Genomic DNA, 13,702 nt, shown 5'->3' on the forward strand with positions numbered 1-13,702 from the left:
GAACCATTCGCATGCCCAAGATCAAGGTGGAGGGCCCCGTCGTCGAGCTTGACGGCGACGAGATGACCCGGATCATCTGGCAGTTCATCAAGGACCAGTTGATCCTTCCCTACCTCGACGTCGACCTGAAGTACTACGACCTCGGCATCGAGCACCGCGACGCCACGGACGACCAGGTCACCATCGACGCCGCCAACGCCATCAAGAAGCACGGTGTCGGTGTGAAATGCGCCACCATCACCCCGGACGAGGCGCGGGTCGAGGAGTTCGGACTCAAGAAGATGTGGAAGTCCCCCAACGGGACCATCCGCAACATCCTCGGCGGCGTCATCTTCCGCGAGCCGATCATCATGTCCAACGTGCCGCGGCTCGTCCCGGGCTGGACCAAGCCGATCGTCGTCGGCCGTCACGCCTTCGGCGACCAGTATCGCGCCACGGACCTGAAGATCCCCGGCGAGGGCACGCTGACCCTCACGTTCACGCCGAAGGACGGCTCCGAGCCGATCGAGCTCGACGTGTACGACTTCCCCGGCAGCGGCGTCGCGCTGGCGATGTACAACCTGGACGAGTCGATCCGCGACTTCGCCCGCGCGTCGATGCGCTACGGCCTGGCCCGCAACTACCCGGTCTACCTCTCGACGAAGAACACGATCCTCAAGGCCTACGACGGCCGTTTCAAGGACATCTTCGCCGAGGTCTACGAGACGGAGTTCAAGGCCGACTTCGAGCAGGCCGGGCTCACGTACGAGCACCGCCTCATCGACGACATGGTCGCCGCGGCGCTCAAGTGGGAGGGCGGCTACGTCTGGGCCGCGAAGAACTACGACGGCGACGTGCAGTCCGACACGGTGGCCCAGGGCTTCGGCTCGCTCGGCCTCATGACCTCGGTCCTGATGACCCCCGACGGCAAGACCGTCGAGGCCGAGGCCGCGCACGGCACGGTGACCCGCCACTACCGCCAGCACCAGCAGGGCAACCCCACCTCCACCAACCCCATCGCCTCGATCTTCGCCTGGACCCGCGGGCTGGCGCACCGCGGCAAGCTCGACGGCACCCCCGCCGTGACCGACTTCGCGAACAAGCTGGAGGAGGTCTGCATCGAGACCGTCGAGAGCGGTCAGATGACCAAGGATCTGGCACTCCTGGTCGGCGGCGACGCCAAGTGGCTCACCACCCAGGACTTCCTGGCGGCGCTGGACGAGAACCTCAAGAAGAAGATGTCCGCCTAGTCGATACGGCCCCTGCCTGAGCTCCTTCCGCACAGTGGGGGCCGTATCGCATGCCCGGCCGCCGTCGCGCCGAGCCGGGAACCGCTATTTTCGGCATGGCAGGTATTGCGTTTAGTGCTGTCACCTTGCGGGCGTTCATGGTCCCGTCGGCTTCGTCTTTCCGGAGGCGGCAGAATGGATCCACCAGACGGTCGTGACGGCACCGGTGATTCGACCGGATTCAGGTCGGCACTATCGCTGTGACCTGGTGTGGTCGTCCGCAAAGGGTCCCGCGCGGGAAGGAATCCCGGGCGGTCCTTTCGTATTTTCCGGCCATCTCTTGACGATCTGGGCAGCGTGGTGCAGTTGATCAGTTGGGTAGGAGCCACCTCGTAACGGTCGTGCGTGACTCGGGGGGGTTCGGATGCGACTGGGAACTTTGCTCGGCTCCGGGGTGGGGTTGATCGCCGTCGCGATCCTGGCCGGCTGTGACTCGGGGCCCGACACCGCCAAGCTGGCCAACACCAAGGCGGATGCCGCGGCCAGGCTCAAGGAGAGCCGGGCCGCCAAGCTCAAGGCGGCCGCCAAGGTCAAGGCGAACGAACTGGGACAGATCCCGGTGCTCATGTTCCACCGGATCGTGCCCAAGCCGGCCACGACGGACGACCGGTCGCCGCAGCAGTTCAGGGCGGAGCTGGAGCGGCTGATCAGGGAGGACTACGTGCCGATCACGGCCGCCGAGATGGTGGCCGGAAAGATCGACATCCCGGCCGGCAAACACCCCGTGGTGCTGACCTTCGACGACTCCTCCCCGTCCCAGCTCACCCTGAACGAGATGGGCGTGCCCCAGAAGGACACCGCCGTCGAGATCCTCAAGGATATGGCCGCCAAGCACCCGGGGTTCCGCCCGGCCGCCACGTTCTACGTGACGCGCGACATGTTCGGCAAGACCACCCGCGAGGAGCAGGCACAGTACCTGCTGTGGCTGAAGGACAACGGCTTCGAGATCGGCAACCACACCCGCGACCACCACAACCTGCGGGGACGCACGCAGAAGGAGGTCGAGGAGCAGATCGGCTCGATCGCCCAGCAGATCAGCGGCCTGTCCTACACCAACCCGACCACGATCGCCCTGCCGTACGGCAACCAGCCCAGCAAGAAGGAGTGGGCCCTGCGGGGCAAGCTCTACCACCACAAGGGCGCCTTCCTCGCCGGTTACACGCCCGCCGCGTCGCCGTTCAGCAAGTCGTACGACCCGGCCGGCATCCCGCGTATCAAGGTCATGGAGAAGAAGGGCGACTGCGCCCAGTTCTGCTCGGCGGCCTGGCTCGACTGGCTGAAGAACAACCCGGACATGCGGTATACCTCTGACGGCGACGTCAGGACCGTGGCGTATCCGAAGTACAAGAACCCGTACCTGCGCAAGAGCTACGCTACGTGGAGTCTGGCCTACTAGTTTCTCCTGGCCGGAGCCCACGCCGGCCGGGAGAACGTGGCGAACCGTGACGTCACGAACCTTTAACGGATCCCTGCGAAGTTGCTGAACGTCGTAAAGTTTGCCTCGTTGGGGTTCAGCAAACGTGGGGATGAGGAATGCCGCAGATCTCGCCACTGGTTACCGGCGATCCCACCGAGCTGGGGTCGTTCCGGTTGTCAGGACGGATCGGTGAGGGCGGCCAGGGCATTGTCTACCTGGGCGTCAACGATCAAGGTGAGCGCGCTGCGATCAAGCTGCTACACGTGAAGTTCTCCGGCGACACCATCGCCCGGTCGCGCTTCGCCAGGGAGCTGAAGGCGGCGGAGCGGGTGGCCTCGTTCTGCACGGCCCGGGTGATCGAGGCCGATCTCGACGGCGACACCCCGTACATCGCGAGCGAGTACATCGACGGGCGGGCGCTCAGGGAGATCGTCGAGACCGACGGGCCGCTCAGAGGCACGGCGCTCGACCGGCTGGCCATCGGCACCGCCACGGCGCTCACCGCGATCCACCACGCCTCGATCGTGCACCGGGACTTCAAGCCCGACAACGTGCTGATCGCCGCCGACGGGCCGCGCGTGGTGGACTTCGGGATCGCCCGGATCATCGACTCCACCGGCACGATCACCAGCCGGGCCATCGGCACCCCGGCCTACATGGCGCCCGAGCAGATCGCCGGCGATGACATCGGGCCCTACACCGACGTGTTCTCCTGGGGGGCCACCATCGCCTTCGCGGCCACGGGGCAGGCCGCGTTCGAGGGCAAGTCCATCGCGATGGTGCTCAACCGCATCCTCAACCACGAGGTCGACGTCAGCATGATGCCGGAGCCGCTGCAGGGCGTCGTGCGCTCCGCGCTGGCCAAGTCGCCGGCCGAGCGGCCCTCGGCCGACCAGATCCTGCTGCGGCTGCTCGGGCAGTCGTCCACGGTGGGGGCCTCCACGGCGGTGCTCACCCGGGGTGTGCAGGTGGCCAGCGACGACACCAAGCCGTTCCTGAGGGTCTCGGCAGGGTCGATCACCGACAAGACGGGACAGGGCTCCCTGGCGCCTCCTGGGCAGGGCTCCGTGGTGCCGCCCGGACAGAGCTCCGTGGCGCCCTCTGGGCAGGCTTCCGCGCTGACCGGGCAGAGCAGCTCCATGGTCGCGCCTGGGGACGGCTCCGTGCCTTCGGGTCAGGGCTCCGTGGCGGCGACGGGGCAGGGCTCCGTGGTGCCGGGCAGGCAGCCGGTCTCCCAGGAGCTGACGGCGCCGACGGAAGGGGGCGGTCCGCCGTACCAGCCGACCGGGCCCGCCGCGCCCTCGCGGCGCGGGCGGGCGCGGATCTGGATCGTGCTGATCACCGTGGGGGTCCTGATCGCCGGGGCGGTCGCGCTGGCGCGGTCCGGCTGGTCGCCGCTGTCCCTCGGCGGGCAGAGCGGGCCCACCGGCACGGCCGGGCAGGAGATCCAGCCCGCGTTCCCCTCCGTGGTGGACAAGGCGGCCGAGAGCGGGCGGATCGTGGTCGGCGTGAAGGGCGACCTGCCCGGGGTGGGGCTGCGGAACGGCGACGGCTTCCAGGGCTTCGACGTCGACATCGCCAGGCTCGTGGCCACCGGGTTAGGCGCCAAGACGACGGAGTTCGTCGGCGTCAGCGGCCCCGAGAGAGCCACCGCCCTGGCCGAGGGCAAGGTGGACCTCGTCGTCGCCACCTACTCGATCGACAAGAGCCGGACGCGGTTCGCGGGCCCCTACTACCTCGCGCACCAGGACATCCTGGTACGCGCGGGAAGCGGCATAGACTCCCTCGACGACCTCAAAGGCAAGAAGATCTGCGGGCTCGGCATCCCGGCCGTGGGCACGGTGCAGGACAAGGTGAAGGTCGTGCCGGTGGCGGCCGGCGACTACGCCGAATGCATGGACATGCTCAAGGGCGGCCAGGTCGACGCGATCCCCGGCGACGACGTGATCCTGGCCGGGTTCGCCGGCCGGGAGAACATGCGGTTCAAGGTCCTGGGCGCCAAACTGACCAACGAGCGCTACGCCGTCGGCATCAAGGACGGCGACGTGAAGACCTGCAGGGCGGTCAGGTCGATCATCGCCGACCTCTACCGGACCGGCACCATCGACAGGCTCCTGACCACGTATTTCGGCAACGTCGATTTCGAAACGGAGCGGAAAGTGCCCGCGATGGAAAGCTGCTGATGACGAGCGGGTAACATCCCGAAGGTCAATGATTCGTCCTGCGAGTTAGGGGAAGGCCATGGCGTCGTCAGCCACTGTGCCCGTCAAGGTCACCGTCACCGGAGCCGCCGGCCAGATCGGCTACGCGTTGCTGTTCCGCATCGCGTCGGGGCAGCTGCTCGGCGCCGATGTTCCGGTCAAGCTCAGCCTGCTGGAGATCCCGGCGGCGGTGAAGGCGGCCGAGGGCACCGCCATGGAGCTGGACGACTGCGCGTTCCCGCTGCTGTCCGGCATCGAGATCACCGACAACCCCGACGTCGCCTTCGCGGGCGCCAACATCGGCCTGCTGGTCGGCGCGATGCCGCGCAAGGCCGGCATGGAGCGGGGCGACCTGCTCGGCGCCAACGGTGGCATCTTCGGCCCCCAGGGCAAGGCGATCAACGGCCACGCCGCCGACGACATCCGGGTCCTGGTCGTGGGCAACCCGGCCAACACCAACGCCCTCATCGCCCAGCAGCACGCGCCCGACGTGCCCGCCGACCGCTTCACCGCGATGACCAGGCTCGACCACAACCGCGCGCTGTCGCAGCTCGCGGCCAAGCTGCAGATCCCGGTGACCGAGATCAAGAAGATGACGATCTGGGGCAACCACTCCGCCACCCAGTACCCCGACCTGTTCCACGCCGAGGTGGGCGGGAAGGCCGCGGCCGAGCAGGTGGAGGCCGAGTGGCTGCGGGAGACCTTCATCCCGACGGTGGCCAAGCGCGGCGCCGCCATCATCGACGCCCGGGGGGCCTCCTCGGCCGCCTCCGCCGCCAACGCGGCGATCGACCACGTCCACGACTGGGTCAACGGCACCGACTGGACCTCGGCCGCCGTGGTCTCCGACGGCTCCTACGGGGTGCCCGAGGGGCTCGTCTCGTCCTTCCCGGTCCGCGCGGTGGACGGCAAGTTCGAGATCATCCAGGGCCTGGAGATCGACGCGTTCTCGCGCGAGCGCATCGACGCCAGCGTGCGCGAGCTGAGCGAGGAGCGCGACGCGGTCAAGGAGCTGGGCCTCATCTGAAAGCCCCGCTGAACGCGCGCCCCCCGTCGCGGGGCGCGCGTTCGCGTCTCAGGCGACCACCCTGTTGTCCGGGCGCGCGTGCGCGCCCGTGGCGCCGTGAGTCCGCGGGGCTGTGGGCGCCGTCCCCACCGCTCACCGCCACGCCAGGGGGCCGCGAAGGGCCCAGGCGGGCCCCGCTACGGGCTGGCCGTGTCGGGGCAGGTGGTCAGGCTGGGGCTCGCCATCTCCGGGCACGTCGCCGGCTGCTCGGCCGGGGAGGGCCGAGGGGTGACGAAGATCACGCCGGCGGCGGCCATCAGGCTGCCCGCGACAACCAGGGCACCGAAGAGCAGCTTGGTGACCCTTGGTGAAAGACTCCTCACATTTGCGTATCAGAGCACACATTAGGCTCGCATATCACGCTTTTCCCGAAAGCGCTTGCCAGGCGTCGGAAACGATGTCGCTCAGCGACGGCCGTTCGGCCTTCCAGCCGAGCTCCCGCTCGATCCGGGCGGACGAGGCGACCAGCACCGCCGGGTCGCCGGGCCGCCGGTCCCCGACGACGGCGGGGATCTCGTGGCCGGTGACCTCGCGGCAGACCGAGATCACCTGTTGCACGGAGAAGCCGGTGCCGCTGCCCAGGTTGTAGATCCGGTGGCCGCCCGGCTCGATCGCGTCGAGTGCCATCAGGTGGGCCTTGGCCAGGTCGGAGACGTGGATGTAGTCACGCACGCAGGTGCCGTCGGGTGTCGGGTAGTCGGTGCCGAACACGCTGACGGACTCGCGCTCTCCGGTCGCGACCTTGAGCACGTTGGGGATGAGGTGGGTCTCGACCGTGTGCCGTTCGCTGAAGCGGCCGTAGGCGCCGCCCACGTTGAAGTAGCGCAGGCTCACCGCGCCGAGCCCCCGGGTCCGGGCGAACGTGGTCAGGGCCGTGTCCACGGCCAGCTTGGTGGCGCCGTAGGGGTTGGTCGGGCGGGTGGGGTCGCCCTCCTCGATGGGAGAGCGCTCGGGCTCGCCGTACGTGGCCGCCGTCGAGGAGAACACGATCCGCCCCACGCCCCGGTCGCGCATGGCGTCGAGCAGCGCCAGCGTGCCGCCCAGGTTGTTGGACCAGTAGAGTCCGGGCTGGGCCACCGACTCGCCCACCAGCGACTTGGCGGCGAAGTGCAGCACGGCGTCCACGCCGTCGAGCTCCTCGTCGGCCTGAGTGATGCATTTTTGGACAAATCGGGCACCTTCCGGTACCGCGTCCTGATGTCCCGTTGACAGGTCGTCGAGTACGGTCACCTCGTGTCCCGCCTCGACGAGCTGCGCCGCGACAACACTCCCGATGTATCCGGCACCGCCGGTGACCAGTAGCCTCATGTGCACTCCTGTGCAAATATGTTTGATTTTGTACGGCTCGCGGTTCAGCATACGCGGGAAAGCCGCCGAGTACGCTGCCAACCACCATGTTTGACACCGTCGCGGCCAACATCGCCCTGGTTCTGCTCTTCATTCTGATCGGGGGGTTCTTCGCCGCCGCCGAAATGGCCATGGTCTCCCTGCGGGACAGCCAGGTCCGCAAGCTCTCCCGCAAGGGCCGCAGAGGCGAGCGCGTGGCCAAGCTGGCCCGAGACCCCAACCGGTTCCTGTCCGCCGTGCAGATCGGCGTCACCGTCGCCACCATGCTGTCCGCCGCGTTCGGCGCCGACCGGCTGGGCGCGCAGTTGGAGCCCGTGCTGGAGGGCTGGCGGGTGCCCGAAGCCGTCGCGCCCGTGCTCGGGCTGGTGCTGGTGACGCTGGCCATCTCGTACGTGTCACTGGTGCTGGGGGAGCTGGCGCCCAAGCGGCTGGCGCTGCAGCGGGCCGAGGGGCTGTCGCTGGTGGTGGCCCCGTTCCTGGACCGGATCGCGTCCCTGTCGCGGCCGATCATCTGGATGCTGTCCAAGTCCACCGACGGCGTGGTGAAGCTGCTCGGCGGCAACCCGGCGGCCGACCGGGAGGAGGTCACCACCGAGGAACTGCGGGACATGGTGGTCGGGCACACCGATCTGACCGCCGATGAGCGCAAGCTGATCAACGAGGTCTTCGCGGCCGGGAAACGGCAGCTCAGGGAGGTGATGTTGCCGCGTACCGAGGTGGAGTTCATGGACGCCGACACGCCGCTGGACGCGGCGGCGCGGCTGGCCGCCGGGCTCCCGCACTCACGCTTTCCTGTCTATCGCGAGTCCTACGATGAGATCGTTGGCTTCGTCCACGTACGCGACCTGCTCGACCCCGAGCTGACCGGCCGGACCGAGCCGATCAGCGCGGTCGTTCCGATTCGGGCGGCCAAGTTCGTGCCCGCGTCCAAGCGGCTGCTCACCACGCTCAACGAGATGCGCGACGAGGGGCAGCACCTGGCCATCGTGGTGGACGAATACGGCGGCACGGCGGGCATCGTCACCATGGAGGACCTGGTCGAGGAGCTGATCGGGGACATCAGGGACGAATACGACGTCGAGGAGGAGGTCGTCATCCTGCCCGCCGGGGAGATCGAGATCGAGGGCCTGACCAACCTGAACGACTTCGCCACGGAGACCGGCATCCGGCTGCCCGACGGCCCCTACGAGACGCTGGCCGGGTTCGTCATGGCCATGCTGGGGCACGTCCCCGCCGCCGGGGAGAGGGTCGAGTTCTCGGGGTTCGAGCTGACGGTCACCGAGCTGGACGGCCGGCGCATCGCCCGGGTCAGGGTGAAACGCCGCGCGGTGGCCGAGTCGCCCGCCGACCAGGATTCCTGACAGAATTGCCTGCTATGGCCAGACCTCGTGTACTCTCCGGCATCCAGCCCACGGCGGACTCCTTCCATCTGGGCAACTACCTGGGTGCCGTGCGTCAGTGGGTAGCTATGCAGGAGACCCACGACGCCTTCTACTGCGTGGTCGATCTCCACGCGATCACCGTGCCCACCGAGCCCGCCGCGCTGCGCCGCCGCAGCCGCGTGGCCGCCGCCCAGCTCTTCGCCTGCGGGCTCGACCCCGAGCGGTCCACCGTCTTCGTGCAGTCGCACGTGCGCGAGCACACTGAGCTCGCCTGGGTGCTGATCTGCCTCACCGGGATGGGGGAGGCGGCGCGGATGACGCAGTTCAAGGACAAGTCCGCCAAGTTCGGGGAAAACGCCGCGAGCGTCGGCCTGTTCACCTACCCGATCCTGCAGGCGGCCGACATCCTGCTCTACCAGGCCAACCAGGTCCCGGTGGGGGTGGACCAGAAGCAGCACGTGGAGCTGACCCGGGATCTGGGGCAGCGCTTCAACCACCGGTTCGGTGACACGTTCACGCTGCCGGAGCCGTACATCCCCAAGGAGGTCGAGAAGATCACCGACCTCCAGAATCCGACGGCGAAGATGTCGAAGTCGTCCTCCAGCCCCGCGGGTATCCTCGACGTGCTGGAGCAGCCGGGCCCGCTGCGTAAGAAGGTCATGCGGGCGGTGACGGACACCGGCTCCGAGGTGCTCTTCGACGAGGAGAACAAGCCGGGCGTCAGCAACCTGCTCCGCATCCAGTCGGCGCTGACCGGCACTCCGATCCCCGACCTGGTGACCCGCTACGAGGGCCAGGGATACGGCACGTTCAAGAAGGACGTGGCCGAGGCGGTGGTGGAGACGTTCAACCCGATCAGGGAGCGCACGGAGAAGCTGCTGTCGGACGAGAAGGAGCTCGACCGGCTGCTGGCCATCGGCGCGGAGCGCGCGTCCGAGGTGGCCCGGCAGACGATGGCGGACGTACGGGAGCGCGTGGGCTTCCTGCCCAAGCTGTAAGCCGGAAAAGAAAAGGCTCCCGTCGCCCGCGAACATGCGAAACGACGGGAGCCCGCCGAGGCTTTACTTCTTCGACAGCAGGCGGCCCTTGAAGCGGGGCCTGTCGGTCTCCCAGTAACGCCAGCCCTCCACCCGGGAGGGAATGTTGGCGAGGCCTTTGTCGACGAGCACGTGGCGGCACGTGCCGAGCACCGACCAGGCTGACCAGCCGACCCGGTAACCGAAGACGCGGTACCACATATTGCCGTATTTTCCGTCGCTGATGTCCCGGGTGTATTCGTGCCCGGAGAAGACCATGTGCCGCTCTTCAAGGTGGGGCAGTCCCAGCCGGCGCAACTGGCTGATGAGTTCCTCGGTGGTCACGTCCGGGAAGTCATTCAGGAAGTTGCCCTGGAAGTTGCCCTGGAGGTTGTTCGCGTTATTGGCGTCGTCCGGGCGGTCGAACTCCTCCGAGTGGGAGATGCTGTTCGTCCGCTCGCTCTCGCTCTCCAGGAACGCGGTAACCTCATGCTCCCGCGTGACGGTCACCGTCATCGAGCCTCCGGGGCCGTCGATGTAGCGGGTGCGGGGCAGGAAGAAGTTCCGCGGCGAGAGGTGGTTGACCTTGTAGAAGAGGCGCTCGTCGCATCGCCCGTCGCCGAGGTGGGTGTTGAGGTGGGGACGGCGCGGGCGGAAGAAGCGCCGCCTGTCGAACGTGGTCGGTATCTCCGACACGGTGGGTGTCTCCGACGCGGTGGGTGTCTCGGACGCGGTGGGCGTCTCGGTCACGGTCACGGTGGCCGCGGGTGTGGCCGCGGGTGTGGCCGTGGGTGTCTTCCGCGGCTTCTTGGCCGATGTGGAATACGTGTCGCCCGCAAAGTCGAACCAGTCGTATTCGCTTTCCGCACGCGCCGCCGGAGCCGTGGCGGCGACCAGAGCCATCACGAGAGAGCCGCGCAGGGTCGACACCGCCATCTTCTTCATCGGGTGACGCGCCTTCGGCCGGGTGGGGGCGGCTGCGGCCTTTGTCCGGGGATTTGGCGTGAACATATACGTTCCTTTCGGAATGCGGCTCATGGGCGCGATTTGACTCGTAAGCCGGATTAAGGCCGGTGCCTGCCCACTGGGCGAGCCATCAGAGACCGGTACGATGCTTACACTCGGCGCGAGCCGCACCACAACGCCACGCCGAAGCCGTACTCCCCATAACCGGGAAAGAGCCGGTGAAAAAGCGTCAATACCCGATCGTTCATTCGGCAAGGAACGGCACACTCGGCCTGCCGGACGATTCCCAAACACCGGCAAAGAAAAATGGCCCCTGCCCACGGGTGGGCAGGGGCCTGGTCTGTCCCAGTTATGGACTTTAGTGCAGGTTCTCGGTGGGTGCGACGGCGGCCGGAGCAGAACCGGCGCGGCCCGGCTGTCAGCGTCTGGCGCGCCCGGCCGTCAGCCCCTGGGGTGCGCCGCCGTCAGCGCCTGTGGCCGTCGCCAGGCATCCGCCACGGCCGGTCCGACATCCGCCACCCAGGGGCCGAACTTCGGGACTGCGGCGATCCGCGTCCAATGCATCACATGTGGCGACCCGGGGCAATCGTGCGACTTGTCCGCTGAGGGGGCGAGCCGGGGCGTCGTGGGGTCAGCCGGGCCAGTGGCTGGATCTCCGGTGGAGCAGGCACGCCTGGTGGGCCAGGGCCGAGGCGAGCGTGACGGCGTCGTGGCTCACCAGGCGTTCCCGCATCCCGGCCGCCAGCATCTGTGCCGTGACCGGCCGCCGCAGCTCGGCCGTCCACCGGGCCGCGCCGGGCCCGTCGGCGCCAAGGTGGATCTCCCACCCCGGATACGTGGTGCGCAGCACGTCGAGCTGGCGTGCCATGAACTGTCCGTCGCTTTCGAGCGGCCTACCGGCCCGGCCCTCGAAGGGCATCCAGGTCACCTCCGTCGTGTCGCCCGGTGGACCCGCAGCAGTGCGCGCAGGGCGGCGAGACTCGACCTGGTGAGCCGGGTCTCGCCGTGGATGGCGGTCCAACCGGAATGATCGCGTTCGAATGACCACCCGGGAAACTCCCGGATGGCCTCCTGAAGCAGTCGTTGCATGACGAGATCGGCACTTGGCGCTGTGGTCATGAACGCAGCGTGGCATCCAAACACCCCTCTGTGACGAACTCGGGCGACCGATCTCCTCGTTCGCCCCGGCCGAACTCGGAGTTCGCAGGTCAGATCGGGATGCAATGGCGCTCGGCGAGCTGGCGCACCTCCGGGGCCCACGAGGGGCGGGCGCGCCGGGCGAGGGATCGCACCATCTCTCTGAGCAGCAGCTTGTGGTCCAGCTCCTCCGGGCACTCACGCTCGATCCGCAGCAGGTGGAGCAGGCTGGCGGCGTCGTCGCCGAGATCCTCGCAGGCGCGGGCCACATGCCACAGGTGCGTGGTGCGGCGCTCGATGGACGGCGTGCCGCGCAGGTCGATGTCGTCGGCGATGCGCAGCACCGCCTCGGGGCGGCCGGTGTCGTTCTCCAGGCTGGCCATGTGGATGGCCACGTTGGTGGGCCCGAAGAAGGCCAGGTCGTAGACGCCCGAGCAGTCGGCCACGTGCTCGGCGAGCCGCGCGGCCGGGCCGCGGATCGTCTCCCTGGCCTCGTCCTCGTCCCCCGAGCGGGCCGCGCCGATGGCGGCGAGCAGGTGCAGCGCGCCGAAGGCCTTGACGTGGCGCTCGTCCCCGTCGGCGACGTGCGGTTCGAGTAGCTCGATGCCGCGCCGGGCGATGTCGTAGGCGATCTGGTGCATGTCGTCCGACAGCATCGACTGTCCGAGCGACCAGTAGGCCCAGGCGGTCATGAGCGGATCGGCCGACTCCTCGCCGAAGCGCATCGCGCGCTCCGCGGCCAGATGCGCGAGATCCACCCGCCGCAGGTGCTTGAGCACCCCCCTGGCCAGCAGGTACGCGTCCGTGGCCACGCTGTACGCGCTCGGCGTACGCTCCAGCGCGAGGTTCTCCGCGTCGGTGATCAGGGAGGGCAGGGCGGCCATCAGGATCGAGTAGCGGCGCGTCGAGGTGAACCAGGCGTTGCGGGCCGCCGCCACCCTTTCGGAGAGCTGCTCGACGTCCGGCGGCTCGATGTCGGGCGCCATGGAGCGGCAGGTGAACAACGCGCGCTCGATGTCGCTGATCTGCGGCCTGCTGGGCTCGTGGGAGTCGCGCGGGGCCTCTCCTAAGAGCACGGCGGTGCGCACGCCCAGCACTTTGGCGATCTCCCGAAGGAGAGGCAGCGAGGGGGTGCGTTTTCCGTGCTCGATCAGCTCGATGTGCCTGGGGGTGCAGCCGGCCTGGGTGGCCAGCGCGGTGGTGCTCATGCCCCGCCGCTCGCGCTGGAGCCTGACCATCTGCCCGGTGCTGATTTCGGCCATGGGGGCGACGCCTCCTGGATCGTTCCTGACATGCACAGGCTAGGGCCAGTAAAGATCGCCTGCATCGGTTTCCGCGCTGCTCAGAGGGGTCGGACAGTCAGAAGGAGCGCCAATTCCTGGAGCTCCAGGGTCAGGGCGACATCGGGCGGCTGGAGCTCCAGGAAGGGCCCTGAGGTGAGTGGTGCTCCATGAGGCGGGTCAGCAGGCCGGTCAGCAGCTCTCGCTCCGGCCCGGTCAGGGGGGCGAACACGTCGTCCTGGAGCTCGGTCACCAGCGTGTAGAGCCGCCGCAGGTGCGTACGGCCCTGCGGGGTGATGGTGACGACGTTGCGCCGGCGGTCGGCGGAGTCGGGGGCACGCTCGACGAAGCCGCGCTCGGCCAGCTCGTTGATGACGGCCACCAGATCGCTGCGGTAGACGCCGGTGAGCCTGCTCAGTGCCGCCTGGCTCATCGGCCCGGCCTGGTGCAGCGCCATGAGGGCCGCGTAGTGCCACTTGCGCGCGCCCTCGCGGGCCAGTCCCTCGCTCACCAGCCGGTCGGCGTGCATGGCGACCAGCGACAGCATCCGGCTGGGCGGCAGCCGCAGCGGGGCGGAGGTGTCCTGCTCGTCCATGGCGTCCGTCATGACGATGATCCTATC

Annotated in this window: 12 protein-coding genes; 6 read left to right on the top strand and 6 right to left on the bottom strand. The window is 68.4% G+C overall.

Translation table 11 applies throughout. From position 1 onward, the window contains the following. The first annotated feature begins 11 nt into the window (after positions 1–11). The 4 genes from ABGB18_RS32505 (at position 12) to ABGB18_RS32520 (ending at position 5,913) form a co-directional block, all read left to right on the top strand. Positions 12–1,229 carry an NADP-dependent isocitrate dehydrogenase gene (locus ABGB18_RS32505; protein ID WP_347699465.1) on the top strand — a complete coding sequence of 406 codons (1,218 nt, stop codon included), beginning with the start codon at positions 12–14 and terminating at the stop codon, positions 1,227–1,229. A 403-nt stretch (positions 1,230–1,632) separates the two neighbouring features. Then, positions 1,633–2,664 (top strand): polysaccharide deacetylase family protein, encoded by a 1,032-nt coding sequence (locus ABGB18_RS32510; RefSeq protein ID WP_347699466.1) that lies wholly within the window; start codon positions 1,633–1,635, stop codon positions 2,662–2,664. A gap of 137 nt (positions 2,665–2,801) precedes the next feature. Next, positions 2,802–4,868 carry a transporter substrate-binding domain-containing protein gene (locus ABGB18_RS32515; protein ID WP_347699467.1) on the top strand — a complete coding sequence of 689 codons (2,067 nt, stop codon included), beginning with the start codon at positions 2,802–2,804 and terminating at the stop codon, positions 4,866–4,868. Between the two features lie 58 nt (positions 4,869–4,926). Continuing rightward, a complete protein-coding gene (locus ABGB18_RS32520) occupies positions 4,927–5,913 on the top strand; it encodes a malate dehydrogenase (RefSeq protein ID WP_347699468.1) in 987 nt (328 codons plus the stop codon). 176 nt (positions 5,914–6,089) lie between these two features. On the opposite strand, the gene ABGB18_RS32525 is transcribed toward ABGB18_RS32520, so the two are convergent. Further along, positions 6,090–6,275 carry a hypothetical protein gene (locus tag ABGB18_RS32525; protein ID WP_347699469.1) on the bottom strand — a complete coding sequence of 62 codons (186 nt, stop codon included), beginning with the start codon at positions 6,273–6,275 and terminating at the stop codon, positions 6,090–6,092. Positions 6,276–6,309: 34 nt separating this feature from the next. After that, entirely contained in the window at positions 6,310–7,260 is a 951-nt protein-coding gene (galE, locus tag ABGB18_RS32530) for a UDP-glucose 4-epimerase GalE (RefSeq protein WP_347699470.1), read from the bottom strand. Between the two features lie 86 nt (positions 7,261–7,346). Here galE and ABGB18_RS32535 point away from each other — a divergent pair, with 86 nt between their 5' ends. Together ABGB18_RS32535 and trpS are read left to right on the top strand one after the other, a co-directional pair. Beyond that, the gene (locus tag ABGB18_RS32535) at positions 7,347–8,660 is read left to right on the top strand and encodes a hemolysin family protein (protein ID WP_347699471.1); all 1,314 of its coding nucleotides are present in this window, start codon (positions 7,347–7,349) and stop codon (positions 8,658–8,660) included. Positions 8,661–8,674: 14 nt separating this feature from the next. Continuing rightward, the gene (trpS, locus tag ABGB18_RS32540; protein ID WP_347699472.1) at positions 8,675–9,679 is read left to right on the top strand and encodes a tryptophan--tRNA ligase; all 1,005 of its coding nucleotides are present in this window, start codon (positions 8,675–8,677) and stop codon (positions 9,677–9,679) included. A 63-nt stretch (positions 9,680–9,742) separates the two neighbouring features. Here trpS and ABGB18_RS32545 read toward each other — a convergent pair whose 3' ends face one another. The 4 genes from ABGB18_RS32545 to ABGB18_RS32560 all read right to left on the bottom strand — a co-directional run bounded on the left by ABGB18_RS32545 (position 9,743) and on the right by ABGB18_RS32560 (position 13,687). Beyond that, positions 9,743–10,642: a hypothetical protein gene (locus tag ABGB18_RS32545; protein WP_347699473.1), complete on the bottom strand. Its 900-nt coding sequence runs from the start codon at positions 10,640–10,642 to the stop codon at positions 9,743–9,745. 652 nt (positions 10,643–11,294) lie between these two features. Continuing rightward, positions 11,295–11,582 carry a hypothetical protein gene (locus tag ABGB18_RS32550; protein ID WP_347699474.1) on the bottom strand — a complete coding sequence of 96 codons (288 nt, stop codon included), beginning with the start codon at positions 11,580–11,582 and terminating at the stop codon, positions 11,295–11,297. A gap of 289 nt (positions 11,583–11,871) precedes the next feature. After that, positions 11,872–13,062 carry a helix-turn-helix transcriptional regulator gene (locus ABGB18_RS32555; protein WP_347699475.1) on the bottom strand — a complete coding sequence of 397 codons (1,191 nt, stop codon included), beginning with the start codon at positions 13,060–13,062 and terminating at the stop codon, positions 11,872–11,874. Between the two features lie 130 nt (positions 13,063–13,192). Beyond that, complete coding sequence (locus ABGB18_RS32560; protein WP_347699476.1) at positions 13,193–13,687, bottom strand: MarR family transcriptional regulator; 495 nt, start codon at positions 13,685–13,687, stop codon at positions 13,193–13,195. Positions 13,688–13,702: the final 15 nt, after the last annotated feature.

Source organism: Nonomuraea sp. B12E4 (assembly GCF_039871825.1).
Classification (GTDB): domain Bacteria; phylum Actinomycetota; class Actinomycetes; order Streptosporangiales; family Streptosporangiaceae; genus Nonomuraea.